This window comes from Superficieibacter sp. BNK-5, from assembly GCF_047456055.1.
Lineage (GTDB): Bacteria > Pseudomonadota > Gammaproteobacteria > Enterobacterales > Enterobacteriaceae > Superficieibacter.
On record NZ_CP179893.1, the window covers coordinates 3,164,805 to 3,190,976 of the forward strand.

Sequence of the window (26,172 nt, forward strand, 5' to 3'; positions counted from 1 at the left end):
ACTATATAAAGTTACATTAAGGAAAAGATAAACTTAATAAAATTTACTCACATTTAACTTTAACATTACATTTTCAGGTTAATACGCAAAATATAAAAAAACGGAGCGGTAAATGCGCTCCGTAATATAACGCAGACTCAGTTGTAAGCCTATGGTTTGCGCGGTTATTTAGCCCTGGTGTGACCAGAAAGCCGCTTTCGCTCTCTGTAGCTTCTCATAGGCTTTTAACAGTGACTGATGAGCCGGGAAGGCGGTCAGGTCACTGTCAACCGCCTGCAAACCGTAGAATGCAGACTCACCGCTTAAGGCGGCGCTGGCGGCTTCTACCGCATCGGCACCGTACATCCGTACAAAGGCGTTCAGGTACTGCAACGGCTCGCGTTCATCTTCCTGGGTCAGCAGCAGCAGGGTTTGCAGGCAACGATAGTAGTTAGCCCGCTCGGCGCTGAAAACAGAGGCGTTAAATTCCATGGTCCATTCGGTCCAGATCAGCGCCTGCTCGGTGTCGCCACCGGCCAGCGCCAGCATCGCTTTAAGCTCGCCAATACGCAACGTATACCAGCCGTTATTGCTGCCTGTCGCCAGGCCCAACAATTCGCGCACGCGGGTAAAATCGTCATGACCTTCTTCATCAAGCTGGGCGATCAGGTTGAGATAATCTTCTTTGTCCCAGTTGCTGTCCGGCAGCGCCAGAATCGTGTCGCGCAGATGGCTGCCCATGCTGTTGTTCGCCATCCATAAATCTTCAGCCGGATAGATATCGGACATGCCCGGTACGATAATGCGGCAGGCGTAGACGCTGAGGTGTTCGTAATCGGCGATGTAGACCTCTTTGTCTTCTTTCCTGAAGATAGCCATCAGGGTCGCGAACTCTTCTTCAGTGGTGCCAGCAAAGCTCCAGTCCACAAACGGATAATCAGCGTCCTGCTTGAACAGGTCCCAGGAGATAAGGCCGCTGGAGTCAATGAAGTGGGTTTCCAGATTGGTATGCTCGGCCACTTCTTCATCATCAAAGGTTGGTGGCGTGAAGACATCGAGATCTTTCAGGCCACGACCCTGTAACAGTTCAGTGACGGTACGCTCCAGCGCCACGCCAAAATCAGGATGCGCGCCGAAAGAGGCAAAGCAGGTACCATTTGCCGGATTAAACAGCACAACGCAAATCACCGGATAGTGGCCGCCCAGCGAGCCGTCATAGGCGAAAATCGGGAAACCTTCCGCTTCCAGTGTCGCAATGGCTTCTACAACGCCCGGATATCGGGCCAGCACTTCGGATGGAATTTCCGGCAGGCTGATCGATTCGGCGATGATACGGTTTTTGATATGACGCTCAAAAACTTCCGACAGCCCCTGGACGCGCGCTTCATTGGCCGTATTACCCGCAGACATGCCGTTGGAAACGTACAGGTTGCCGATGATGTTCATCGGGATATACACGGTCTGATTGTCAGATTGACGAGTGAAAGGCAGGGCGCAGATCCCGCGATCTTCATTACCGGATTGCAGGTCAATCAGCATCCCGGCGCTCAGATCGTTTTCCGGATCGTAAAACGCGCGCAGACGGGCATCGAGGATCCCTTCCGGCAGCTCGTCATTTTCCGGCAGCGGGAACCATTTTTCATTCGGATAATGCACGAACGGGCCATTGGCAATGGTGTCGCCCAGCCAGAAATCGGCGAAGAAGTAGTTTGTTGACAGACGTTCGAAATACTCACCCAGCGCAGAGGCCAGCGCCGCTTTTTTGGTGGCGCCTTTTCCGTTAGTGAAGCACAGGGCGCATTCTGTATCGCGGATATGCACAGACCAGACGTTAGGGACAGGATTCAGCCAGGAAGCTTCTTCAATATCGAAGCCGAGGTCCTGCAGTTTTTGCTGGAAGCGAGCGATGGAATCTTCCAGAGCGGCGTCTTTGCCGGGGATGAAGGTTTGGGTCATGTCATTCACTTTTATTGTACGCAAAGCGCGCAATGATACGGGTTTTAACTGACCGGCGCTATCTTCCCGGCGTGCGGCGCGGAAATAAAAGTATTGGCTATGCTTATGGATAGTAACGTGCTGTTTGAGAATAAAAAAATGAAAGCATTTGATCTTCAACGTATGGCGCTGGATAAAGTGCCGCTTGAGTTCCTTGGGGAAGTGGCGCTGCGCAGTGTGTATACCTTCGTACTGGTATTCCTGTTTCTTAAGATAACCGGGCGGCGCGGCGTGCGGCAGATGTCGCTGTTTGAAGTGTTAATTATCCTGACGCTGGGTTCGGCTGCTGGCGACGTGGCGTTTTACGATGATGTGCCTCTGCTACCGGTACTGACCGTATTTATCACTCTTGGAGTATTGTACCGGCTGGTGATGTGGCTGATGTCGCACAGTGAAAAACTGGAGGATTTACTGGAGGGTAAACCCGTCATCTTTATTGAGGAGGGGCAGTTAGCATGGGAGAAAGTGAATGCCGCTAACCTGACTGAATTTGAATTTTTTATGGAATTGCGGATCAATAGCGTTGAGCAACTCGGGCAAATCAAACTGGCAATAATGGAAACTAACGGTCAGATAAGCGTTTACTACTATTCTGATGATGAGGTGAAACCGGGGCTTTCAATTCTGCCAGCAGGTATTGAGCGGTATACCACTGTACCCGATGATGGCGAATACGCCTGTAATAAATGCAGCGCGGTGTATGTAATGAAAGCGGGTGACCATCAGCTTTGTCCCCGGTGCGCGCATCCGGAATGGTCAAAAGCCAGCCGGGCAAAGCGGATCACCTGACAGCGATTTTGTCGGCCTTTATTCGTCAATACGATAGATTATATTGTGTGATAAAGAACACATTTTTACCCTGCAGTTGATTACCCGTTGCGACACGTGTCACTGAATGGTAAAACCGATATCCACAGGAATAACGTATACCCATTGCGGTGGGTAGATCTAAGCAGCGTGGTGAGAGGAAATGACTCAGGTCTTCAATTTTAGTTCAGGTCCGGCAATGATACCGGAAGCAGTGCTTAAACTGGCGCAACAGGAACTGTGCGACTGGCACGGTCTGGGAACGTCGGTCATGGAAATCAGCCACCGTGGTAAGGAATTTATCCAGGTCGCTGAAGAAGCAGAAAAGGATTTTCGCGAGCTGCTGAGCATTCCTTCAAACTACAAAGTGCTGTTCTGCCACGGTGGCGGGCGCGGTCAATTCGCTGGCGTGCCGCTGAATCTGTTGGGTGACAAAACCACTGCTGATTATGTTGATGCGGGATACTGGGCGGCGAGCGCAGTTAAAGAAGCAAACAAATACTGTACGCCAAACGTGATTGACGGCAAAGTGACGGTTGACGGACTGCGCGCCGTGAAACCCATGCGCGACTGGCAGCTTTCCGATAATGCAGCCTATCTGCACTACTGTCCTAACGAGACTATTGATGGCATTGCCATCGAAGAAACTCCCAATTTTGGTAACGACATTGTGGTCGCTGCCGACTTTTCTTCGACAATTCTTTCCCGTCCGCTGGATGTCAGCCGCTTCGGCGTGATCTACGCTGGCGCGCAGAAAAATATCGGCCCGGCAGGGCTGACGCTGGTGATCGTGCGTGAAGACCTGTTAGGTAAAGCGCATCAGTCTTGCCCTTCAATTCTTGATTACACCACTCTCAATGACAATGATTCTATGTTTAATACCCCGCCGACTTTCGCGTGGTATTTGTCCGGCCTGGTCTTCAAATGGCTGAAAGAGCAGGGGGGCGTCGAGGCGATGGATAAGATCAACCAGCAAAAGGCTGATCTGCTGTATAGCACGATCGATCACAGTGATTTCTATCGTAACGACGTGGCAAAAGCTAACCGTTCCCGCATGAATGTGCCGTTCCAGCTGGCAGACAGCACGCTGGATAAACTCTTCCTTGAAGAGTCTCTGGCGGCCGGTCTGCATGCGCTGAAAGGACACCGCGTCGTCGGCGGCATGCGCGCCTCAATTTATAACGCGATGCCGTTAGCCGGTGTCAAAGCGCTGACCGATTTTATGACCGACTTCGAACGTCGCCACGGTTAATTACCCGTTTCATTCTTCCCCGCAGCCTGTCTGCGGGGCTTTATTTTGCTTTTGCTTCTGAGAGTTAAGCTTCATGGATTCCCTGACGTTACAACCCATCGCGCGCGTAGACGGTGTTATCAACCTGCCTGGATCAAAAAGTGTCTCTAACCGGGCGCTGCTGCTGGCTGCATTAGCCCAGGGCACCACGGTGCTGACGAATTTGCTGGACAGTGATGATGTCCGTCATATGCTGAATGCCCTGAGTGCGTTAGGCATTCATTACACCCTTTCCGCCGACCGCACCCGTTGCGAAATAATCGGCAATGCTGGCCCGCTACAGGCTGACGGCGATCTGGAACTGTTTCTCGGCAATGCGGGCACCGCTATGCGACCGCTGGCCGCCGCGCTGTGCCTGGGCAATGGTAATGTTGTGCTGACCGGCGAGCCACGGATGAAAGAGCGACCGATTGGTCATCTGGTCGATGCGCTGCGTCAGGGCGGGGCAGACATTACTTATCTGGAGCAGGAGAATTATCCACCGCTGCGTCTGCGCGGTGGCTTTACCGGCGGTCATGTAGAAGTGGACGGCAGCGTCTCCAGCCAGTTTCTGACGGCGTTACTGATGACCGCACCGCTCGCCGCACAGGATACGACCATCACCATCAAGGGCGACCTGGTGTCGAAACCCTACATTGATATCACCCTGAACCTGATGGAAACCTTTGGCGTTGAGATAGAAAACCAACGCTATCAGCGCTTTGTTGTGCGTGGCGGTCAGACGTATCGTTCGCCGGGTGAGTACCTCGTGGAAGGCGATGCCTCCTCTGCCTCGTATTTCCTCGCGGCGGCGGCGATAAAAGGCGGCACGATCAAAGTGACCGGCATCGGTCGTCACAGTGTCCAGGGCGATATTCGCTTTGCCGACGTGCTGGAAAAAATGGGCGCGGTGATTGACTGGGGCGATGATTTCATCAGCTGTACTCACCGTGAATTACACGGCATTGATATGGATATGAACCATATTCCCGATGCGGCGATGACCATTGCCACAGCGGCACTCTTTGCTCGCGGCACGACGACGTTGCGCAACATCTATAACTGGCGGGTGAAAGAGACCGATCGCCTGTTCGCGATGGCGACCGAACTGCGTAAAGTCGGGGCGGAAGTGGAAGAGGGCGAGGATTACATCCGTATCACTCCGCCCGCGCAGCTGCAGTTTGCCGAAATCGGCACTTATAACGATCACCGAATGGCGATGTGTTTCTCGCTGGTGGCCCTGTCAGATACGCCGGTGACGATTCTCGATCCGACATGTACTGCCAAAACCTTTCCTGACTACTTCGAGCAGCTTGCCCGCGTCAGTACCCCACAATAAATCCTCCTGAGCGCCGACACGTCGTCGGCGCTGTTATGTCCGTTTTCAAACTTTTTTGCTCTTACGGGTAATGCTATTTTTGTTGATGAATTTCTTATCGTTTTAGGGCGATTGTTATAAATATCAACGGAAGATTACTATGAAGAATAAAAAGCTATTGCTGGCGCTCACGCTGTCAACGCTTATGCTGGCCGGCTGTAAAAATGGTGTAGATGGCAACATGCTTGCCAGCTCGGGTATGTCAGCCTATAAAGCCGTGACGCTCAGCGATGCCGATGCAAAATCCATCGCCGATCAGGGCTGTAAAGAGATGGACAGCCAGAATCAGCTGGCGGGTTCTTCCAGCAAGTACAGCAAACGCCTGGCGAAAATCGCTAAAGCACTGGGCAACAATATTGACGGTACGCCGGTAAACTACAAAGTTTATATGACCAGCGACGTGAACGCGTGGGCGATGGCTAACGGCTGCGTCCGCGTGTATAGCGGTCTGATGGACATGATGAACGACAACGAAGTGGAAGCCGTTCTGGGACATGAACTGGGACACGTAGCGCTGGGCCACTCTTTGCAGGAAATGAAAGCCGCTTATGCCACCGTTGCGGCGCGTGATGCTATCTCCGCCACCAGCGGCGTTGCCGCTCAGCTCTCTAAATCTCAGCTTGGTGATATTGCTGAGGGAGCTATCAACGCTAAGTTCTCCCGCGCTAAAGAGTCTGAAGCAGATGACTTCTCCTACGATTTGTTGAAAAAACGCGGCATCAAGACGCAGGGACTGGTCGGCAGCTTTGATAAACTGGCAAGTCTTGACGCTGGTCATACCAAATCGCTCTTTGACTCTCACCCGCCGTCAGCGGAACGCGCGCAGCATATCCGCGATCGCATTGCACAGGATAAAAAGTAAACCTGTGTCATTTCCGGGCTGGCACCACGCCAGCCCGCTTAACCCGCTATAATTCGCCAGGCGTCTCTCATTTTACGTTCAATATTCTGCAATTTGCATGCAAAGGTAACTCTCAGGCGCAGACACGCGTATAATGCGCGGCGTTTATGTTGACGGTATGCCTGTTTAAGGAGAAAAAGATGACGGCAATTGCCCCGGTTATTACCATTGATGGCCCAAGCGGCGCGGGTAAAGGCACCTTATGCAAGGCGATGGCGGAAGCGTTGCAGTGGCATCTTCTGGACTCAGGCGCGATCTATCGCGTGCTGGCGCTGGCGGCATTGCACCATCACGTTGATGTTGCCTGCGAAGATGCGCTGGTGCCGCTGGCCACGCATCTGGATGTGCGTTTTGTTTCGACCGACGGCACGCTGGAAGTGATCCTTGAAGGGGAAGACGTCAGTGGCGAAATTCGCACGCAGGACGTGGCAAGTGCGGCATCACAAGTCGCTGCTTTCCCTCGGGTGCGCGAAGCGCTTTTACGTCGTCAGCGTGCCTTCCGTGAGTCTCCCGGACTGATTGCCGATGGGCGCGATATGGGCACCGTGGTGTTCCCCGAAGCGCCGGTGAAAATTTTCCTTGATGCTTCCTCGGAAGAACGCGCGCATCGCCGTATGCTACAGTTGCAGGAAAGTGGCTTTAGTGTTAACTTTGAACGCCTTTTGGCCGAGATTAAAGAACGCGACGATCGCGATCGTAATCGCGCTGTAGCGCCACTGGTTCCCGCTGCCGATGCTTTAGTTCTGGATTCCACCAGTTTAAGTATTGAGCAAGTGATTGAAAAAGCGTTACAATACGCGCGCCAAAAGTTGGCCCTCGCTTAAATGCGTCCGAATTAGTAGTACCCCCGCAGCAATGGAGTGTTAGCGGGTATGTGAAACAACCCCATCCGGCACGGAGCCAGGTGGACGTTAATATGAAACCTGAAGATTAAACATGACTGAATCTTTTGCTCAACTATTTGAAGAATCCTTAAAAACAATCGAAACCCGCCCGGGTTCCATCGTTCGTGGTGTTGTTGTTGCTATCGACAAAGACGTCGTACTGGTTGACGCCGGTCTGAAATCTGAGTCCGCCATTCCGGCAGAGCAGTTCAAAAACGCCCAGGGCGAGCTGGAAATCCAGGTTGGTGACGAAGTTGACGTTGCTCTGGATGCAGTAGAAGACGGCTTCGGTGAAACCCTGCTGTCCCGTGAGAAAGCTAAACGTCACGAAGCTTGGATCACGCTGGAAAAAGCTTACGAAGAAGCTGAAACTGTAGTCGGTGTTATCAACGGCAAAGTTAAAGGTGGCTTCACTGTTGAGCTGAACGGTATTCGTGCGTTCCTGCCGGGTTCACTGGTAGACGTTCGTCCGGTTCGCGATACCCTGCACCTGGAAGGCAAAGAGCTTGAATTCAAAGTAATCAAGCTGGACCAGAAACGTAACAACGTGGTCGTATCACGTCGTGCCGTTATCGAATCCGAAAACAGCGCAGAGCGCGATCAGCTGCTGGAAAACCTGCAGGAAGGCATGGAAGTTAAAGGTATCGTTAAGAACCTCACTGACTACGGTGCATTCGTTGATCTGGGCGGCGTTGACGGCCTGCTGCACATTACTGATATGGCCTGGAAACGCGTTAAGCATCCGAGCGAAATCGTGAACGTTGGTGATGAAATCAACGTTAAAGTCCTGAAGTTCGACCGTGAGCGTACTCGTGTATCTCTGGGTCTGAAACAGCTGGGCGAAGATCCGTGGGTTGCTATCGCTAAACGTTATCCGGAAGGTACCAAACTGACCGGTCGCGTAACCAACCTGACCGACTACGGCTGCTTCGTTGAAATCGAAGAAGGCGTTGAAGGCCTGGTTCACGTTTCCGAAATGGACTGGACCAACAAAAACATCCACCCGTCCAAAGTTGTTAACGTTGGCGACGTAGTGGAAGTGATGGTTCTGGATATCGACGAAGAACGTCGTCGTATCTCCCTGGGCCTGAAACAGTGCAAATCTAACCCGTGGCAGCTGTTTGCTGAAACCCACAACAAGGGCGATCGCGTTGAAGGTAAAATCAAGTCAATCACTGACTTCGGTATCTTCATCGGCCTGGACGGTGGCATCGACGGTCTGGTTCACCTGTCTGACATCTCCTGGAACGTTGCAGGCGAAGAAGCAGTTCGTGAATACAAAAAAGGCGACGAAATCGCTGCCGTTGTCCTGCAGGTTGACGCAGAACGTGAACGTATCTCCCTGGGCGTTAAACAGCTCGCAGAAGATCCGTTCAACAACTACGTTGCTGTGAACAAGAAAGGCGCAATCGTAAACGGTAAAGTCACTGCAGTTGACGCTAAAGGCGCAACCGTAGAACTGGCTGACGGCGTTGAAGGTTACCTGCGTGCTTCTGAAGCATCCCGTGACCGCATTGAAGATGCAACTCTGGTTCTAAGCGTAGGCGACGACGTTGAAGCTAAATTCACCGGCGTTGACCGTAAAAACCGTGTTGTAAGCCTGTCTGTTCGTGCGAAAGACGAAGCTGACGAGAAAGATGCAATTGCTACTGTTAACAACAAACAGGAAGAAGGCAACTTCTCTAACGCAATGGCTGAAGCATTCAAAGCAGCTAAAGGCGAGTAATACTCTCAATCCTTGAAGAAGGATGATGAGTAACTTGACAGATTACAGTTTTCGTTCTGTAATCAAGCACAAAGGGCGGCTACGGCCGCCCTTGTTCAAGCTGTTAGCGAATATGGCCATTAAGGAAACCGGAGGAATCATGACCAAGTCAGAGTTAATCGAAAGACTTGCAAGCCAGCAATCGCATATCCCGGCAAAAGCGGTTGAAGATGCCGTGAAAGAGATGCTGGAACATATGGCCTCTACCCTCGCCGTTGGGGAGCGTATTGAAATCCGCGGTTTCGGCAGCTTTTCTTTGCATTACCGAGCTCCTCGCACCGGGCGTAACCCAAAAACAGGTGACAAAGTGGATCTGGAAGGTAAATACGTTCCACACTTTAAACCGGGTAAAGAATTACGCGACCGCGCTAATATTTATGAAGGTGATTGAGTTATCACCGGAAATTGAACACGAAAGAAAGCACCTGCGGGTGCTTTTTTCATCTCTGTCTTCTGATGAAAAATGGAATACTCCTCGCAACATTGCCTGCATATCGCAGCAATCCCGCCGATTTCTCACAAAGCTTGCCGCAAACCAGGCAAATCCCTGCGGACAACCTCATAACGTAGCGCGACACTCTCCGTAACAGGGAGGTGTCTATGCGTTTGCCACAACTGGCGATCTGTGTGATTGCAGGTCTCGCCCCGTTAATCTGGCTGCCGAAACTGCCGGGGGTGGGCTGTACGGAACTCATCGTCATTATCGCGATGGTGCTCGCAGGGTGCAGTCCACGGTCCCTTCAGATTGCCGGGTTAACAGGTCTGTTTTTCTGCTGGGGGATTCTGGCTGCGCATCAGATAGTATGGCCTGCACAGCATCTTACCGGAAAAAATCAGCCTGTAGAAATCACCCTTACCGCGACCGATGGAGCAACGACGCATCAGGGGGTGATAACGCGCTATGACGGAAAACGCCTGTTCCCGGCACCGGGCATTACGCTTTACGGTAATTATTTACCCGAAGCGGGCTGTGCCGGGCAGCGTTGGGCGATGACTATTCGCGCAAGGGCCGTTCACGGCGAATTAAACGACGGTGGATTTGATACCCAGCGCAGCGCCTTTGCACGACATACTCCCCTGACCGGTCGTTTTATTGAGGCAAAAGCGCTGGATGCCAGCTGTAGTCTGCGGGCGCGCTATCTTGCTTCACTCTCTGCGACGCTGACCGATTATCCCTGGCAGGGGGTTATCTTAGGTCTGGGCTTAGGTGAGCGTCTGGCCGTGTCCCCTGAGATCAAAAAATTAATGCAGCAGACCGGCACCCTGCATCTGATGGCGATCTCCGGTCTGCATATCACCCTCGGCGCATCGCTCGGCTGGCTGTTAATTCGCGGCCTGCAATTTTTCATGCCATGCCGCCTGATTAGCTGGCGGACGCCATTAATGTTTGGCTTCCTTTGTGCAACGGGTTATGCATGTCTCACGGGCTTACAGCCGCCTGCGCTACGAACCATTGTGGCGCTGGGAATGTGGTATGGCCTGCGTTTAAGCGGGCGTCAATGGTCGCCATGGGACATCTGGCTGTGCTGTATCGCCGCCATTCTGTTTTGCGATCCACTGGCCGTGCTGTCACAAAGTCTGTGGCTCTCGGCGTTCGCTGTGGCAGCGCTGATTTTCTGGTACCAGTGGGTGCCTGTGCCAGCGTGGAAAATGCGGACACTGCTGCGCCAGCTTGTTGGCTTGATTCACCTTCAACTGGGGCTAATGATATTGCTGTTACCGCTCCAGGTGCTGCTGTTTCACGGCATTAGCATGACGTCGCTGCTGGCAAACCTGGTTGCGGTCCCGCTGGTCACCTTCGTGATTGTGCCGCTGATCCTGGCAGGAATGCTGCTGCATCTGACCGGACCTCAGTTGTGTGAACAGGGACTCTGGTATCTGGCGGATCGGCTACTGGCGTTACTATTTTATCTATTGCGGCAATTGCCCGATGGCTGGCTGGATGTGGATGCGCGCTGGCAGGGTATTATTATGATGCCGTGGATAGCGCTGATACTCTGGCGTTGTCGGGCCTGGCGCGCTATCAACGCTGTGACACTGACCCTGTTGGTGGTACTGACTTTTCCGCTATGGCGGCAGGTGCGAAAGGACGTATGGGCGGTACATATGCTGGATGTCGGGCAGGGGCTGGGTATGGTCATTGAGCGTCACGGCAAAGCCATTTTATATGATACCGGGCTGGCGTGGCCCGGTGGTGACTCCGGGCAACAGCTGATTATCCCCTGGCTGCGCTGGCACCATCTGCGACCCGAAGGCATCATCATTAGTCATGAGCATCTCGATCATCGCGGTGGGCTAGATGCCATTCATCAGGCGTGGCCTGAGGCATGGATCCGCAGTCCGCTAAGGTGGGAAGGGCACCTGCCTTGTTTTCGGGGGGAACGCTGGCAGTGGGAGGGGCTAACCTTCAGCGCTCACTGGCCGTTAAAGAATAATAAAACGCAGGGTAACAACCGCTCCTGCGTGGTAAACGTTGATGATGGCCTGCACAGTATTTTATTAACCGGCGATATCGAAACGCCGGCCGAACTCGCTATGCTTAGCCATTACTGGCAGCATCTGGCGTCTACCATTATTCAGGTGCCCCATCACGGCAGCAATACCTCATCGGGGATCGCGCTGATACAGAGGGTGAACGGAAAAGCGGCGCTGGCGTCCGCCTCGCGTTACAACGCCTGGCATTTTCCGTCGCCGAAAGTCATGAAACGTTACCGGCAGCAGGGATATCAATGGCTTGATACCCCCCATCAGGGGCAAATTACGGTCACTTTTTCCGATGATGGGTGGCAAATCAGCAGCCTGCGGGAGCAAATTTTACCCCGCTGGTATCATCAGTGGTTTGGCGCGCCCGCAGATAACGGGTAGAATATGCGGCTATTTCAACAAATGCTGGTTTTTTGAATGCATAACGATAAAGATCTCTCTACGTGGCAGACCTTCCGCCGACTTTGGCCGATTATTGCCCCTTTCAAGCCGGGTCTGATCGTGGCGGCAATTGCGTTAATCCTCAACGCAGCCAGCGATACCTTCATGTTATCGCTCCTTAAACCATTACTGGATGATGGTTTTGGTAAAACAGATCGCTCGGTGCTGCTATGGATGCCGCTGGTAGTGATTGGGCTGATGATTGTGCGAGGTATAACCAGCTACGTCTCCAGCTATTGCATCTCATGGGTCTCAGGCAAAGTGGTCATGACCATGCGTCGCCGCCTGTTCAGTCATATGATGGGGATGCCGGTTTCCTTTTTTGACAAGCAGTCCACCGGGACACTGCTGTCTCGCATCACCTATGACTCAGAGCAGGTTGCCTCCTCCTCTTCCAGTGCGCTCATTACCGTGGTGCGTGAAGGGGCGTCGATTATCGGCCTGTTTATTATGATGTTCTACTACAGCTGGCAATTGTCAGTGATCCTGATCGTCCTCGCACCTATTGTCTCATTTGCGATTCGACTGGTCTCCAAACGTTTTCGCAGCATCAGTAAGAATATGCAGAATACCATGGGGCAGGTCACCACCAGCGCAGAGCAGATGCTGAAAGGGCACAAAGAGGTGCTGATTTTTGGCGGTCAGGACGTCGAAACGAAGCGTTTCGATAAAGTCAGCAACAAGATGCGCTTACAGGGAATGAAGATGGTCTCTGCCTCTTCCATTTCCGATCCGATTATTCAACTGATTGCCTCCCTGGCGCTGGCCTTTGTGCTGTATGCGGCCAGTTTCCCCAGCGTAATGGAGACCCTGACTGCCGGTACGATAACCGTCGTGTTCTCGTCAATGATTGCGCTGATGCGCCCGTTAAAATCGCTGACCAACGTTAACGCCCAGTTCCAGCGCGGGATGGCTGCCTGTCAGACGCTATTTACTATTCTCGACTCCGAGCAGGAAAAAGACCAGGGTACCTTTGTCGTTGAACGTGCAAAAGGCGATCTGGAATTCCGCAACGTCACCTTCACCTACACAGGACGTGAAGTCCCGGCGCTGCGCAATATCGATCTGACGATCCCTGAAGGCAAAACGGTCGCGCTCGTCGGCCGTTCTGGTTCGGGTAAGTCAACCATTGCCAGTTTGATCACCCGCTTTTATGACGTAGATGACGGGCAAATCCTGCTTGATGGTCACGATCTGCGTGAATACACGCTCTCATCACTGCGTAATCAGGTCGCTCTGGTGTCGCAGAACGTGCATCTGTTTAACGATACGGTTGCCAACAACATTGCCTATGCGCGCACCGACATATATAGCCGCGAGCAGATCGAAGAAGCCGCCCGTATGGCGTATGCGATGGACTTTATCAACAAAATGGATAACGGCCTCGATACCATTATTGGTGAAAACGGCGTGATGCTCTCCGGTGGTCAGCGTCAGCGTATCGCGATTGCGCGTGCACTACTGCGCGACAGTCCGATCCTGATCCTTGATGAAGCCACCTCCGCGCTGGATACCGAATCTGAACGGGCGATCCAGTCCGCTCTGGATGAGTTGCAGAAGAATCGCACGTCGCTGGTGATTGCGCATCGCCTGTCAACCATTGAACAGGCCGATGAAATTGTGGTGGTTGAAGATGGCCGCATTGTTGAACGCGGAAACCATCACGATCTGCTGGAACTGCGTGGGGTTTACTCGCAGCTACATAAGATGCAGTTCGGTCAATGATCGCCCGTATCTGGTCCGGTGAATCTCCGCTCTGGCGGCTGTTGCTGCCGCTTTCCTGGCTTTATGGGCTGGTAAGCGGCCTTATCCGTCTGAGCTATCGCCTCGGCCTGAAAAAACCGTGGCGGGCGCCGGTCCCGGTGGTGGTGGTGGGAAATCTGACCGCCGGAGGTAACGGCAAAACCCCCGTGGCCATCTGGCTGGTTGAGCAACTCCAGCAGCGCGGTATCCGCGTTGGCGTGGTGTCTCGCGGCTACGGTGGCAAGGCGGACCGCTATCCTCTGCTTCTCGACGCTAACACAACGCCTGCCAGCGCAGGCGATGAACCTGTGCTTATCTGGCAGCGCACCGGCGCGCCTGTCGCCGTTTCGCCAGTGCGGGCTGACGCCGTTCGCGCACTGCTGGCAGAACATGATTTACAGCTCATTATTACCGATGACGGCCTGCAACATTATCGTCTGGCGCGTGACGTAGAAATTGTGGTGGTGGATGGGGTACGCCGTTTTGGTAACGGCTGGTGGCTTCCTGCCGGCCCCATGCGCGAGCGTGCGTCGCGGTTGCAAACGGTCGATGCGGTGATTACCAACGGCGGCGAGCCTGCGCCGGGGGAAATTCCCATGACTCTGCGCCCGGGACACGCGGTGAATCTGCTGACCGGTGAACGCTGCGAGATGTCTACGCTGACGAATGTGGTGGCAATGGCCGGTATTGGTCATCCGCCGCGTTTTTTTACCACCCTGGAAAAGGGCGGCGTGAGGCCAGTAAGAACCGTCGCGCTGGCCGATCATCAGGCACTGCTCCAGGCCGATGTACAGGCGATGACCCAGCCAGGACAGACTCTGCTCATGACCGAGAAAGACGCGGTCAAATGCCGGGCTTTTGCTCAGGATAACTGGTGGTATCTACCGGTGAATGCCGAACTCCAGGGTGATGGTGTGCAACAACTGCTGGCGAAACTTACTCTCCTGGCGCAGCGTTAGCCTCCTGCTGCAAACGCCGGAATCGATGATGAGGAAATAAATGCTCTCTCTACATGCCGCGCGTTGTCTTCATCTTGCTGCGCAGGGACTGCTTAAAAAGCCCCGACGCCGCGCTCAACCTGACGATATCCTGCGCACTATCCGCCAGATGTCGCTCCTGCAAATTGACACCATCAACATTGTCGCCCGTAGTCCCTATCTGGTGCTGTTCAGCAGGCTGGGAAATTATCCACCGTCCTGGCTGGACGAGGCGTTAAGCCGCGGTGAACTGATGGAGTACTGGGCGCATGAAGCCTGTTTCCTCCCCCGCAGCGATTTTTCGCTGGTGCGCCACCGGATGCTGGCTCCGGAAAATATGGGATGGAAATATCGTCAGACGTGGATGGAAGAGAACGTCGAGGAAATTGAACAGTTAATGGCGCATATCCACGAGCAGGGTCCGGTACGCTCAGCGGATTTTGCCCGTTCAGGAAAAGGTTCAAGCGGCTGGTGGGAGTGGAAACCGCATAAGCGTCATCTGGAGGGATTATTTACCGCCGGAAAAGTGATGGTGGTGGAGCGGCGCAATTTTCAGCGGGTTTACGACCTGACCAGCCGGGTATTACCGGAGTGGGATGACACGCGCGATGCGCTCAGCCAGGAAGCGGCGGAAGAGGTGATGCTGTTAAACAGCGCCCGCAGTCTGGGGATTTTCCGCCCTCAATGGCTGGCGGACTATTACCGATTGCGTCAGCCAAAGAGCGCTGCACTACTGGCTCGCTGGCAGGAACAAAAACAGATTGTCCCCGTTGAGGTTGAAACGCTGGGACAGCTATGGCTGCACACGGATCTTCTGCCTTTGCTGCCTGCGGCGCAGGAGGGCAAACTTAACGCCACGCACAGCGCGGTGCTCTCGCCATTTGATCCGGTTGTCTGGGATCGTAAACGCGCGGAACAGCTGTTTAACTTTAGCTACCGGCTGGAGTGCTATACGCCCGCTCCGAAACGTAAATATGGCTACTTTGTACTGCCGTTGCTGCACCGGGGAAGGCTGGTTGGGCGCATGGACTGTAAAATGCACCGTAAAGAGGGTGTGCTGGAGATCATCTCGCTATGGCTGGAAGCGGGTGAGAGCGTCAGCCGCACGCTTGAAAATGGGCTACAATCCGCCATCGACGATTTTGCCCGCTGGCAGGGCGCAACGCGTATCCAGGCCGGTTTTATGCCGGAATCGCTCTTTACGCATAAGCGTAGCGGCTGGGAAATTGACGTGGCCTGATATGCCATTATGATAGGTTGCAACGGACCTTTTTCGGTCCATCAGGAGGAATTATGGATCATCGTTTGCTTGAAATCATTGCCTGCCCGGTCTGTAACGGCAAGCTATATTATAGCCAGGATAAACAGGAGCTTATCTGTAAACCCGATCACCTGGCATTTCCGCTGCGTGAAGGTATTCCGGTGCTGCTGGAAACCGAAGCCCGTCAGTTAAATGCAGAAGAGAGCCGTCCATGAGTTTCGTGGTTATTATTCCGGCACGTTACGCCTCCACCCGCCTGCCGGGTAAACCTCTCCAGGATATCAACGGCAAACCAATGATCCTGCACGTGCTGGATCGCGCACGCGAATCCGGCGCGGCGCGGATTATCGTGGCGACCGATCACCCAGACGTGGCCAGCGCCGTAGAAGCGGCGGGAGGCGAAGTCTGCATGACGCGTGCCCATCACCAGTCCGGAACTGAAAGGCTGGCGGAAGTGGTGGAAAAATGCGCTTTTAGCGATGACACCATCATCGTCAATATTCAGGGTGACGAACCGATGATCCCCCCGGCGATTGTGCGTCAGGTGGCAGAAAATATTGCCGCGTGTGAGGCGGGCATGGCGACGCTGGCGGTGCCGATCCACGATGCCGAAGAGGCTTTTAACCCGAACGCGGTTAAAGTGGTGATGAATGAACAGGGCTATGCCCTCTATTTTTCTCGCGCCACTATTCCCTGGGATCGCGATCGTTTTGCTCACTCGCGCGAGGCCATTGGCGATACGCTGCTGCGCCATATCGGCATTTACGCCTATCGCGCCGGTTTTATCCGCCGCTATGTCAGCTGGGCACCCAGCCCGCTTGAGCAAATCGAAATGCTGGAGCAGCTTCGCGTGCTGTGGTACGGCGAAAGAATCCATGTTGCTGTTGCTCAACAAGTACCGGGCACCGGTGTGGATACGCCAGAAGATCTGGAACGCGTGCGCGCAGAAATGCGCTGATCCCCGTCTCCCTTCCCGCCGGAAGGGAGAATAATTTTCGTTATTTTTCAACTTTTCTGTAGCACCTTTGATCTTACCCGGTGACATCCTGCATCCAGGCGCTCATTATGAAATCAGTAATATTCATAAGGGTTATCCGTGATGGAACAATTGCGTGCCGAATTAAGCCACCTGTTAGGTGAAAATCTCAGTCGGCTGGAATGCGTCAATGAGAAAGCCGACTCTTCGCTGTGGTCGTTATACGATTCGCAGGGCAACCCTATGCCGTTGATGGCGAAAAGCTTTACCACGCCGGGCCTTGCCAGACAGCTTGCCTGGAAGGTATCCATGCTGGCGCGTAGCGGCACGGTAAGAATGCCCGTGGTCTATGGTGTCCTTACCCATGAAGAGCATCCGGGGCCGGATGTCTTACTGATTGAACGGTTGCGTGGCGTGCCGGTGGAAGCGCCCGCGCGTACCCCCCAGCGTTGGGAGCAGCTTAAAGATCAAATCGTCGAGGGCCTGCTTGCATGGCATCGCCAGGATAGCCGTGGCTGCGTAGGGATGGTGGATAATACCCAGGAAAACTTGTGGCCGCAGTGGTATCGCCAGCGGGTCGAAATGCTCTGGAGCACGCTCAATCTTTATAACAATACCGGGTTAACCATGCAGGATAAGCGACTGCTGTTTCGCGCCCGAGAATGCCTGCCGTCGCTGTTTGAAGGCTTTAACGACAACTGCGTGCTGGTACACGGTAATCTGTCGCTGATGAGCATGCTCAAAGATGCGCGTACCGATCAACTGCTGGCGATGGTCGGGCCTGGCATCATGCTGTGGGCTCCGCGAGAGTATGAGCTGTTTCGCCTGGCGGATAACCGGCTGGCAGAAGACCTGCTGTGGCATTACCTGCAACGTGCGCCGGTAGCGGAAGCTTTTCTCTGGCGGCGCTGGCTCTATCTGTTGTGGGATGAAGTGGCGCAACTGGTGAATACCGGACGCTTTGACCGCGCCCGGTTCGATCTGGCGGCAAAATCACTCGTGCCCTGGCTCACCTGACGCGCCTTTCAGCCATTGCCAGACACGGCCCAGCGTTTCATAGGCGACCCGGTCACTGTGGCCCAGCCACACCGGCGAAGGGATCGCCCGCTCCCACGGATTAAGCGGTGAATCAATTGCCAGTTGATTCGCGGGGGCCGGAAGCGGATGCAGACCAACGTGCCCGAAGAAAATCATCGCACGCGGCAGATGAGACGCAGAGGTCACCAGCAGGAAAGGCGCATCACCGATGGCTTTTTTAACCGCAGCGGCTTCTTCTTCCGTATCTTTCGGTTGGTCGAGGGTAATAATGTCGCTGCGCGGCACGCCAAGGCTTTCGGCGACTCTGGCCCCAACCTCAGCGGTACTGACATTATTACTCACCGCGACGCCCCCGGTAAAAATCAGCTTTGATCCCGGATTCGCACGCCATAACCGTATTCCCTCATTCAGCCGCGGCAAGCTGTTATTAATCAGATTTGAACTCGGTGCCCACCGCGGGTTCCACGTATACCCGCCACCCAATACTACCACGTACTGAACCTGCTCGCGGCCGTGCCAGGTAGCGTATTTATTTTCAATCGGACGGAGTAAACTGTCAGCTACGGGTTGCAGACTCAGCAACAGGAGCACCAGCCAGCCGAGGGTAATAAATGATTTGCCGGTTTTTTGAAAACGACTGAACCAGACCAGCAGCACACCGCAGCCAATCAATAAAAGTAACAGAGGCAGGGGCAGCATCATCCCGCCGATGAACTTTTTTAGCGTAAAAAGCATCCTTCGTGGCTCCTTTTTTAACCATACAACCTTGCTTTGTCCGGGATATTACACCAGATTGCTTCATTCTCTGCCCGGCTGTGACAAAATAGCGCCTTTGACAGGATCGCGGAGTGAAGTTATGCAGGATCGCAATTTCGATGACATCGCGGAAAAGTTTGCCCGCAATATTTATGGCACCACCAAGGGCCAACTGCGTCAGGCGATCCTGTGGCAGGATCTTGATAGTTTGCTTGCCTCCTGGGACGAGCGTCCTCTACGCATTCTCGATGCGGGCGGCGGGGAAGGTCAGACGGCGATTAAAATGGCGGAACGTGGGCATCACGTAACGTTATGCGATCTTTCCGCTGAGATGATCGCGCGTGCGAAACTGGCGGCGGTGGATAAAGGTGTGAGCGACAACATGCATTTTGTACAATGCCCCGCTCAGGAGATCGCTCAGCATTTGGAATCGCCGGTTGATCTGATATTGTTTCACGCGGTGCTTGAGTGGATCGCCGAACCGCAGCGCATGTTGCAAACGTTATGGTCGGTGTTAAGTCCCGGCGGTGCGCTGTCGCTGATGTTCTATAACGCCAACGGTTTTTTGATGCACAATATGGTGGCCGGGAATTTTGATTACGTGCAGGCGGGAATGCCGAAAAAGAAAAAGCGCACCCTCTCGCCGGACTATCCGCGCGATCCGCAGCAGGTCTACGGCTGGCTGGAAGAAGCAGGGTGGCAGATTACCGGGAAAACCGGCGTACGGGTATTTCATGATTATTTGCGCGAAAAACATCAGCAGCATGATTGCTATGCCGCGCTGCTGGCATTAGAAACGCGCTATTGCCGTCAGGAACCCTATATTAGCCTGGGCCGTTACATTCACGTCACTGCGCGTAAACCGCAGGAAGATGCAAGGATAACCGATGAGTGAATTTTCCCAGACAGTCCCCGAACTGGTTGCCTGGGCCAGAAAAAATGATTTCTCCATTCAGTTGCCAGTCGACAGGCTCTCATTTTTGCTGGCTGTCGCCACGTTAAACAGCGAACGGCTGGAGGGAGAAATGACGGAGGGCGTCCTTATTGATGCTTTCCGTCACGTCAGCGATGCGTTTGAGCAAACCAGCGAAACCATTGGCGTGCGTGCGAATAACGCCATCAACGATATGGTGCGTCAACGTCTGCTGAACCGCTTTACCAGTGAACAAGCGGAAGGGAACGCCATTTACCGCCTGACGCCGCTGGGAATTGGCATTACCGACTACTATATTCGCCAGCGCGAATTTTCCACCCTGCGGCTGTCGATGCAGCTATCGATTGTGGCCGGCGAATTAAAACGCGCCGCCGATGCCGCCGTCGAAGGGGGAGATGAGTTCCACTGGCACCGCAACGTTTATGCCCCACTGAAATATTCGGTGGCGGAAATTTTTGACAGTATCGATCTCACCCAGCGTTTGATGGATGAACAGCAACAGTCGGTCAAAGACGACATCGCCCAACTGCTGAACAAAGACTGGCGAGCGGCGATCTCCAGTTGTGAACTGTTACTCTCTGAAACTTCCGGCACGCTGCGTGAATTGCAGGATACGCTGGATGCGGCAGGCGATAAGCTTCAGGCTAACCTGCTGCTTATTCAGGATGCCATTCTGCCTCGTGACGATCTGAATTTTGTTGATCGGCTGGTGTTCGATCTGCAAAGTAAACTGGACCGTATCGTCAGCTGGGGACAACAGGCCATTGACCTGTGGATCGGTTATGATCGTCACGTCCATAAATTTATCCGTACCGCGATTGATATGGATAAAAACCGCGTCTTTGCCCAGCGGCTGCGTCAGTCGGTGCAAACCTATCTGGACGCCCCCTGGGCACTGACGTATGCCAGCGCCGACCGCCTGCTCGATATGCGCGACGAAGAGTTGACGCTGCGTGATGAAGAGGTCACCGGTGAGCTTCCGGCGGACCTTGAGTTTGAAGAGTTTAACGAGATCCGCGAGCAGCTTGCCGCCATGATTGAACAGCAGCTGGAAGTCTATAAATCCAGAAACTTGCCGTTGGATCTCGGCCTGGTTGTGCGCGAATATCTGGCGCAGTATCCGCGCGCGCGCCATTTTGACGTGGCGCGTATCGTTGTGGACCAGGCCGTGCGCCTGGGTGTTGCACAAGCAGATTTCAGTGGGCTGCAGGCACAATGGCAGCCAATTAATGATTACGGAGCCAAGGTACAGGCGCATGTCATTGACAAATATTGAACAAATGATGCCAGTTAAAATGGCACAGGCTCTGGCCAACCCGCTTTTTCCGGCGCTGGATAGCGCGCTACGTTCGGGTCGCCATATTGGTCTTGACGAGCTGGATAACCATGCCTTCCTGATGGATTTCCAGGAGTATCTGGAAGAGTTTTACGCTCGCTATAACGTAGAATTGATCCGCGCGCCGGAAGGGTTCTTCTACCTGCGTCCGCGTTCTACTACGCTTATCCCACGTTCGGTCCTCTCCGAGCTGGATATGTTGGTGGGTAAAATCCTCTGTTATCTCTATCTCAGCCCGGAACGTCTGGCCAATGAAGGGATTTTCACCCAGCAAGAGCTATACGATGAACTGCTCACCCTGGCAGAAGAGAGCAAGCTGCTGAAGCTGGTCAACAACCGTTCTACCGGTTCTGACGTTGACCGACAGAAACTTCAGGAAAAAGTGCGTTCCTCTCTCAACCGCCTGCGCCGGCTGGGGATGGTGTGGTTTATGGGTCATGACAGCAGCAAGTTTCGCATTACGGAATCCGTTTTCCGCTTTGGCGCCGACGTGCGCAGCGGCGACGACCCGCGTGAAGCCCAATTGCGTATGATTCGCGACGGTGAAGCGATGCCGATTGAAAATCATTTGCAGCTGAATGATGAAGCCGAAGAAAGTCAGTCTGATAGCGGAGAGGAAGAATAATGTTAGAACGCGGTAAGTTTCGTTCGCTAACGCTGATTAACTGGAACGGCTTTTTTGCCCGTACTTTTGACCTTGATGAGCTGGTCACCACCTTATCCGGGGGGAACGGGGCCGGTAAATCCACAACCATGGCGGCTTTCGTCACGGCGCTGATCCCGGATCTGACGCTGCTGCACTTTCGTAACACCACCGAAGCCGGGGCGACCAGCGGTTCCCGCGATAAAGGCCTGCACGGTAAGCTAAAGGCCGGGGTATGTTACTCGGTGCTGGATGTGATCAACTCCCGTCATCAGCGGGTGCTGGTGGGGGTCCGTTTACAGCAGGTTGCCGGACGCGATCGCAAAGTCGATATCAAACCTTTTGCCATCCAGGGCCTGCCGACGTCAGTCGGGCCGACTGAACTGTTAACCGAGGCATTGAACGAGCGTCAGGCGCGGGTGTTAACGCTTCCGGAACTGAAAGAGAAACTCGAAGCGACGGAAGGCGTGCAGTTCAAGCAGTTTAACTCCATTACCGACTACCACTCGCTGATGTTCGATCTGGGCGTGGTGGCGCGTCGTCTGCGTTCGGCCTCAGACCGTAGCAAATACTATCGTCTGATTGAAGCCTCACTGTATGGCGGTATTTCCAGCGCCATCACCCGCTCCCTGCGCGACTATCTGCTGCCGGAAAATAGCGGCGTGCGTAAAGCCTTTCAGGATATGGAAGCCGCGCTGCGCGAAAACCGCATGACGCTGGAAGCCATTCGCGTAACGCAGTCGGATCGCGATCTGTTCAAGCATTTGATTTCCGAAGCAACGGATTATGTGGCGGCAGATTATATGCGTCACGCCAACGAGCGCCGGGTCCACCTCGACAAGGCGCTGGAGTTCCGCCGTGAACTGTTTACGTCGCGTAAGAAACTGGCGGCGGAGCAGTACAAACACGTTGAGATGGCGCGTGAGTTGCAGGAGCACAACGGTGCAGAAGGCGATCTGGAAGCTGATTACCAGGCGGCCAGCGATCATCTGAACCTGGTACAAACCGCGCTGCGCCAGCAGGAAAAAATTGAACGTTACGAGTCGGACCTGGAAGAGCTGCAGATCCGTCTTGAAGAGCAGAATGAGGTGGTTGCTGAAGCGGTCGACCGTCAGGAAGATAACGAAGCGCGGGCGGAAGCCGCTGAGCTGGAAGTGGATGAGCTGAAAAACCAGCTTGCCGACTACCAGCAGGCGCTGGACGTGCAGCAAACCCGCGCCATTCAGTACAACCAGGCGTTACAGGCCCTCCAGCGCGCGCGCGAACTGTGCCATCTGCCAGACCTGACGGCGGACAGTGCGGACGAGTGGCTGGAAACCTTCCAGGCGAAAGAGCAGGAAGCCACCGAGCGCCTGCTGTCGCTGGAACAGAAGATGAACGTGGCACAAAGCGCGCACAAGCAATTTGAGCAGGCGTTTCAACTGGTGGAGGCTATCAACGGCCCGCTGGCACGCGATGAAGCCTGGGATATTGCCCGTGAATTACTGCGTGACGGCGTCAATCAGCGCCATCTGGCTGAGCAGGCGCAACCGCTGCGTAGTCGCCTGAGCGAGCTGGAACAGCGGCTACGCGAGCAACAGGACGCGGAGCGCCTGTTAACCGAATTCAACAAGCGCCAGGGTAAGCGTTACGATATCGAGGAGCTTGAGGAACTGCATCAGGAACTGGAAGCGCGTATTGCCAGCCTGTCCGATAGCGTCTCAAACGCCCGCGAAAAACGCATGAACCTGCGTCAGGAGCTTGAGCAAACGCAGGCACGCATTCAGGCGCTGCAAAAGCGTGCGCCGGTCTGGCTGGCGGCGCAAAGTAGCCTGAACCAGCTTGCCGATCAGTGCGGCGAAACCTTCGAAACCAGCCAGGATGTAACGGAATATCTGCAGCAACTGCTGGAGCGTGAGCGTGAGTCTATCGTTTTACGTGATGAAGTTGGCGCGCGTAAAAACGCCGTTGATGAAGAGATTGAGCGTCTCAGTCAGCCGGGCGGGTCGGAAGATCAGCGTCTTAATGCACTGGCCGAACGTTTTGGCGGTGTGCTGCTCTCTGAAATTTACGATGACGTTAGCCTGGAAGATGCGCCGTACTTCTCCGCGCTGTACGGGCCGTCACGCCATGCGATTGTGGTACCGGATCTGTCGCTGCTGACCGAACAGCTCGAAGGGCTGGAAGATTGTCCGGAAGATCTGTACCTGATCGAGGGCGATCCGCAGTCCTTTGACGATAGCGTATTCGCCGTCGACGAGCTGGAAAAAGCGGTGGTGGTGAAAATTGCCGACCGCCAGTGGCGTTATTCCCGCTTCCCTGAACTGCCGTTGTTTGGCCGCGCCGCGCGCGAAAGCCGTATTGAAAGCCTGCACGCCGAGCGTGAAACGCTTTCCGAACGCTTTGCCACGCTGTCCTTCGACGTGCAGAAGACCCAGCGTCTGCACCAGGCTTTCAGCCGCTTTATCGGTAGCCATCTGGCCGTAGCCTTTAAAGACGATCCGGAAGTGGAAATTCGTCAGTTAACCACTCGCCGTGGCGAACTGGAACGTGGGCTTACCAGCCATGAGAGTGACAACGAGCAGCAGCGTGCTCAGTATGAACTGGCGAAAGAGGGTGTCTCACAACTGAACCGCCTTCTGCCACGCCTGAACCTGCTGGCGGATGAAACACTTGCTGACCGGGTTGATGAAATTCAGGAGCGTCTGGACGAGGCGCAGGAAGCCGTACGCTTTATTCAGCAGCACGGTAATCAGCTGGCAAAACTTGAACCGCTGGTCTCCGTGCTGCAAAGCGACCCGGAGCAGTTTGAACAGCTCAAAGAAGATTACGCCTGGTCGCAGCAGACCCAGCGTGAAGCTCGCCAGCAGGCGTTTGCGCTGACGGAAGTGGTCCAGCGCCGGGCGCACTTTGGCTATTCCGACTCGGCAGAAATGCTTAGCGGCAACAGCGATCTGAACGAAAAACTGCGTCAGCGCCTTGAGCATGCAGAGGCTGAACGTAGCCGCACGCGTGATGCGCTGCGTGCGCATGCGGCCCAGCTCAGTCAGTACAATCAGGTACTGGCGTCGCTGAAAAGTTCCTACGACACCAAAAAAGAGCTGCTGGGCGACCTGCATAAAGAGTTGCAGGATATTGGCGTGCGTGCCGACAACGGCGCGGAAGAGCGCGCCCGTAGTCGTCGCGATGAACTGCACAGTCAGTTGAGCAATAACCGTGCGCGGCGCAATCAGCTGGAAAAAGCGTTGACCTTCTGCGAGGCAGAAATGGACAACCTGACTCGTAAGCTGCGTGCGCTGGAACGTGATTATCTCGCCATGCGTGAGCAGGTGGTCACCGCCAAAGCGGGTTGGTGTGCGGTCATGCGGCTGGTGAAAGATAACGGCGTTGAACGTCGTCTGCATCGCCGTGAACTGGCTTATCTTTCCGCTGATGAACTACGTTCCATGTCGGATAAGGCGCTGGGTGCGCTGCGTCTGGCTGTGGCCGATAACGAACACCTGCGCGATGTGCTGCGTATGTCGGAAGATCCGAAACGTCCTGAGCGTAAGATTCAGTTCTTTGTGGCCGTCTATCAGCATCTGCGCGAGCGTATCCGCCAGGATATCATTCGCACCGACGATCCGGTTGAAGCCATCGAACAGATGGAAATTGAACTGAGCCGTCTGACGGAAGAACTGACCACCCGCGAGCAGAAACTGGCGATCAGCTCAAAAAGTGCGGCGAACATTATCCGTAAGACCATTCAGCGCGAGCAGAACCGTATCCGGATGCTTAACCAGGGGCTGCAAAGCGTTTCCTTTGGTCAGGTCAACAGCGTGCGTCTCAACGTCAACGTCCGTGAGGCCCATGCGACATTGCTGGATGTGCTTTCTGAGCAGCATGAGCAGCATCAGGATCTGTTTAACAGCAATCGCCTGACCTTCTCGGAAGCGCTGGCGAAGCTGTACCAACGTCTGAATCCGCAGATCGACATGGGACAGCGCACGCCGCAAACCATCGGCGAAGAATTGCTCGACTACCGCAACTATCTGGAGATGGAAGTGGAGGTTAACCGTGGTTCTGACGGCTGGTTGCGTGCGGAATCCGGTGCGTTGTCGACCGGTGAAGCGATCGGTACCGGGATGTCTATCCTGGTGATGGTGGTACAGAGCTGGGAAGATGAATCGCGTCGCCTGCGCGGCAAAGATATTTCCCCATGCCGTCTGCTGTTCCTCGACGAAGCAGCGCGTCTGGATGCGCGCTCCATTGCCACGCTTTTTGAACTGTGTGACCGTCTTGAAATGCAGCTCATCATCGCTGCGCCGGAAAACATCAGTCCGGAAAAAGGCACCACTTATAAACTGGTACGTAAAGTCTTCCAGAATACGGAACATGTACACGTGGTGGGGCTGCGTGGCTTTGCACCGCAGTTGCCGGATCCGCTGCCGGGCACCGCTGACGCATCGTAGTAGTCCGAAAAAGGACCGAAAAGGCGACAGTGATGTCGCCTTTTTTGTGTTCAGTATTACCTTAGAACGATGATAATATCTTTAATCTTCTTTACATTAGGTAAGGCAAAACCCGTTTTGTCTTTATATACTGAAAGTAAGCGGAAATGACATCGTCAAAACAGGGGGCAAGGG

20 protein-coding genes are annotated in these 26,172 nt (G+C 54.2%); 18 read left to right on the top strand and 2 right to left on the bottom strand.

The annotated features are described in order from the left end of the window. Window positions 1–168: 168 nt before the first annotated feature. Window positions 169–1,935 carry a 30S ribosomal protein S12 methylthiotransferase accessory factor YcaO gene (ycaO, locus tag ACMGGS_RS15160; RefSeq protein ID WP_414163306.1) on the bottom strand — a complete coding sequence of 589 codons (1,767 nt, stop codon included), beginning with the start codon at window positions 1,933–1,935 and terminating at the stop codon, window positions 169–171. Between the two features lie 138 nt (window positions 1,936–2,073). On the opposite strand from ycaO, the gene ACMGGS_RS15165 reads away from it, so the two are divergent. The 14 genes from ACMGGS_RS15165 (at window position 2,074) to ACMGGS_RS15230 (ending at window position 17,878) form a co-directional block, all read left to right on the top strand. Beyond that, a complete protein-coding gene (locus tag ACMGGS_RS15165; protein WP_414163307.1) occupies window positions 2,074–2,763 on the top strand; it encodes a DUF421 domain-containing protein in 690 nt (229 codons plus the stop codon). Between the two features lie 181 nt (window positions 2,764–2,944). Next, window positions 2,945–4,033, top strand: a complete 1,089-nt coding sequence (serC, locus tag ACMGGS_RS15170) for a 3-phosphoserine/phosphohydroxythreonine transaminase (protein WP_414163308.1) — start codon at window positions 2,945–2,947, stop codon at window positions 4,031–4,033. Between the two features lie 73 nt (window positions 4,034–4,106). Continuing rightward, entirely contained in the window at window positions 4,107–5,390 is a 1,284-nt protein-coding gene (aroA, locus tag ACMGGS_RS15175; protein ID WP_414163309.1) for a 3-phosphoshikimate 1-carboxyvinyltransferase, read from the top strand. Between the two features lie 139 nt (window positions 5,391–5,529). Beyond that, entirely contained in the window at window positions 5,530–6,291 is a 762-nt protein-coding gene (locus ACMGGS_RS15180; RefSeq protein WP_414163310.1) for a M48 family metallopeptidase, read from the top strand. Window positions 6,292–6,470: 179 nt separating this feature from the next. Next, window positions 6,471–7,154 (top strand): (d)CMP kinase, encoded by a 684-nt coding sequence (gene cmk / locus ACMGGS_RS15185; protein ID WP_176920642.1) that lies wholly within the window; start codon window positions 6,471–6,473, stop codon window positions 7,152–7,154. Window positions 7,155–7,266: 112 nt separating this feature from the next. Continuing rightward, on the top strand, window positions 7,267–8,940 hold the full coding sequence (gene rpsA, locus ACMGGS_RS15190; protein ID WP_194205603.1) for a 30S ribosomal protein S1: 1,674 nt from the start codon (window positions 7,267–7,269) through the stop codon (window positions 8,938–8,940). A 139-nt stretch (window positions 8,941–9,079) separates the two neighbouring features. Then, window positions 9,080–9,370, top strand: coding sequence for an integration host factor subunit beta (gene ihfB / locus ACMGGS_RS15195; RefSeq protein ID WP_049840220.1), 291 nt, complete (start codon window positions 9,080–9,082; stop codon window positions 9,368–9,370). 209 nt (window positions 9,371–9,579) lie between these two features. After that, window positions 9,580–11,844, top strand: coding sequence for a ComEC family protein (locus ACMGGS_RS15200; RefSeq protein WP_414163311.1), 2,265 nt, complete (start codon window positions 9,580–9,582; stop codon window positions 11,842–11,844). A gap of 36 nt (window positions 11,845–11,880) precedes the next feature. Next, window positions 11,881–13,629, top strand: a complete 1,749-nt coding sequence (gene msbA, locus ACMGGS_RS15205; RefSeq protein WP_414163312.1) for a lipid A ABC transporter ATP-binding protein/permease MsbA — start codon at window positions 11,881–11,883, stop codon at window positions 13,627–13,629. Next, entirely contained in the window at window positions 13,626–14,606 is a 981-nt protein-coding gene (gene lpxK, locus ACMGGS_RS15210) for a tetraacyldisaccharide 4'-kinase (RefSeq protein WP_414163313.1), read from the top strand. Before msbA ends, lpxK begins: the two co-directional genes overlap by 4 nt. Window positions 14,607–14,646: 40 nt before the next feature. After that, window positions 14,647–15,864: a winged helix-turn-helix domain-containing protein gene (locus ACMGGS_RS15215; protein WP_414163314.1), complete on the top strand. Its 1,218-nt coding sequence runs from the start codon at window positions 14,647–14,649 to the stop codon at window positions 15,862–15,864. 53 nt (window positions 15,865–15,917) lie between these two features. Then, window positions 15,918–16,100 carry a protein YcaR gene (ycaR, locus tag ACMGGS_RS15220; protein WP_414163315.1) on the top strand — a complete coding sequence of 61 codons (183 nt, stop codon included), beginning with the start codon at window positions 15,918–15,920 and terminating at the stop codon, window positions 16,098–16,100. Next, window positions 16,097–16,843 (top strand): 3-deoxy-manno-octulosonate cytidylyltransferase, encoded by a 747-nt coding sequence (gene kdsB, locus ACMGGS_RS15225; protein ID WP_414163316.1) that lies wholly within the window; start codon window positions 16,097–16,099, stop codon window positions 16,841–16,843. Before ycaR ends, kdsB begins: the two co-directional genes overlap by 4 nt. A 141-nt stretch (window positions 16,844–16,984) precedes the next feature. Further along, on the top strand, window positions 16,985–17,878 hold the full coding sequence (locus ACMGGS_RS15230) for a YcbJ family phosphotransferase (protein ID WP_414163317.1): 894 nt from the start codon (window positions 16,985–16,987) through the stop codon (window positions 17,876–17,878). Here ACMGGS_RS15230 and elyC read toward each other — a convergent pair. Next, a complete protein-coding gene (gene elyC, locus ACMGGS_RS15235; RefSeq protein ID WP_414163318.1) occupies window positions 17,855–18,634 on the bottom strand; it encodes an envelope biogenesis factor ElyC in 780 nt (259 codons plus the stop codon). The two genes, ACMGGS_RS15230 and elyC, sit on opposite strands and share 24 nt — an antisense overlap. A gap of 121 nt (window positions 18,635–18,755) precedes the next feature. Between elyC and cmoM the strand changes: the two genes are divergently transcribed. The 4 genes from cmoM to mukB are packed head-to-tail and all read left to right on the top strand — an operon-like array spanning window position 18,756 to window position 25,998. Continuing rightward, window positions 18,756–19,550 (top strand): tRNA uridine 5-oxyacetic acid(34) methyltransferase CmoM, encoded by a 795-nt coding sequence (cmoM, locus tag ACMGGS_RS15240; protein WP_414163319.1) that lies wholly within the window; start codon window positions 18,756–18,758, stop codon window positions 19,548–19,550. Beyond that, window positions 19,543–20,865, top strand: a complete 1,323-nt coding sequence (gene mukF, locus ACMGGS_RS15245) for a chromosome partition protein MukF (protein WP_414163320.1) — start codon at window positions 19,543–19,545, stop codon at window positions 20,863–20,865. Before cmoM ends, mukF begins: the two co-directional genes overlap by 8 nt. Next, a complete protein-coding gene (gene mukE, locus ACMGGS_RS15250; protein ID WP_194205612.1) occupies window positions 20,846–21,550 on the top strand; it encodes a chromosome partition protein MukE in 705 nt (234 codons plus the stop codon). Before mukF ends, mukE begins: the two co-directional genes overlap by 20 nt. Continuing rightward, a complete protein-coding gene (gene mukB / locus ACMGGS_RS15255) occupies window positions 21,550–25,998 on the top strand; it encodes a chromosome partition protein MukB (protein ID WP_414163321.1) in 4,449 nt (1,482 codons plus the stop codon). Before mukE ends, mukB begins: the two co-directional genes overlap by 1 nt. Window positions 25,999–26,172: the final 174 nt, after the last annotated feature.

Bases quoted from the DNA above. Each gene is read 5' to 3' on its own strand.
- ycaO (WP_414163306.1), bottom strand. From the start codon at position 1,935: ATGACCCAAACCTTCATCCCCGGCAAAGACGCCGCTCTGGAAGATTCC.
- ACMGGS_RS15165 (WP_414163307.1), top strand. From the start codon at position 2,074: ATGAAAGCATTTGATCTTCAACGTATGGCGCTGGATAAAGTGCCGCTT.
- serC (WP_414163308.1), top strand. From the start codon at position 2,945: ATGACTCAGGTCTTCAATTTTAGTTCAGGTCCGGCAATGATACCGGAA.
- aroA (WP_414163309.1), top strand. From the start codon at position 4,107: ATGGATTCCCTGACGTTACAACCCATCGCGCGCGTAGACGGTGTTATC.
- ACMGGS_RS15180 (WP_414163310.1), top strand. From the start codon at position 5,530: ATGAAGAATAAAAAGCTATTGCTGGCGCTCACGCTGTCAACGCTTATG.
- cmk (WP_176920642.1), top strand. From the start codon at position 6,471: ATGACGGCAATTGCCCCGGTTATTACCATTGATGGCCCAAGCGGCGCG.
- rpsA (WP_194205603.1), top strand. From the start codon at position 7,267: ATGACTGAATCTTTTGCTCAACTATTTGAAGAATCCTTAAAAACAATC.
- ihfB (WP_049840220.1), top strand. From the start codon at position 9,080: ATGACCAAGTCAGAGTTAATCGAAAGACTTGCAAGCCAGCAATCGCAT.
- ACMGGS_RS15200 (WP_414163311.1), top strand. From the start codon at position 9,580: ATGCGTTTGCCACAACTGGCGATCTGTGTGATTGCAGGTCTCGCCCCG.
- msbA (WP_414163312.1), top strand. From the start codon at position 11,881: ATGCATAACGATAAAGATCTCTCTACGTGGCAGACCTTCCGCCGACTT.
- lpxK (WP_414163313.1), top strand. From the start codon at position 13,626: ATGATCGCCCGTATCTGGTCCGGTGAATCTCCGCTCTGGCGGCTGTTG.
- ACMGGS_RS15215 (WP_414163314.1), top strand. From the start codon at position 14,647: ATGCTCTCTCTACATGCCGCGCGTTGTCTTCATCTTGCTGCGCAGGGA.
- ycaR (WP_414163315.1), top strand. From the start codon at position 15,918: ATGGATCATCGTTTGCTTGAAATCATTGCCTGCCCGGTCTGTAACGGC.
- kdsB (WP_414163316.1), top strand. From the start codon at position 16,097: ATGAGTTTCGTGGTTATTATTCCGGCACGTTACGCCTCCACCCGCCTG.
- ACMGGS_RS15230 (WP_414163317.1), top strand. From the start codon at position 16,985: ATGGAACAATTGCGTGCCGAATTAAGCCACCTGTTAGGTGAAAATCTC.
- elyC (WP_414163318.1), bottom strand. From the start codon at position 18,634: ATGCTTTTTACGCTAAAAAAGTTCATCGGCGGGATGATGCTGCCCCTG.
- cmoM (WP_414163319.1), top strand. From the start codon at position 18,756: ATGCAGGATCGCAATTTCGATGACATCGCGGAAAAGTTTGCCCGCAAT.
- mukF (WP_414163320.1), top strand. From the start codon at position 19,543: ATGAGTGAATTTTCCCAGACAGTCCCCGAACTGGTTGCCTGGGCCAGA.
- mukE (WP_194205612.1), top strand. From the start codon at position 20,846: ATGTCATTGACAAATATTGAACAAATGATGCCAGTTAAAATGGCACAG.
- mukB (WP_414163321.1), top strand. From the start codon at position 21,550: ATGTTAGAACGCGGTAAGTTTCGTTCGCTAACGCTGATTAACTGGAAC.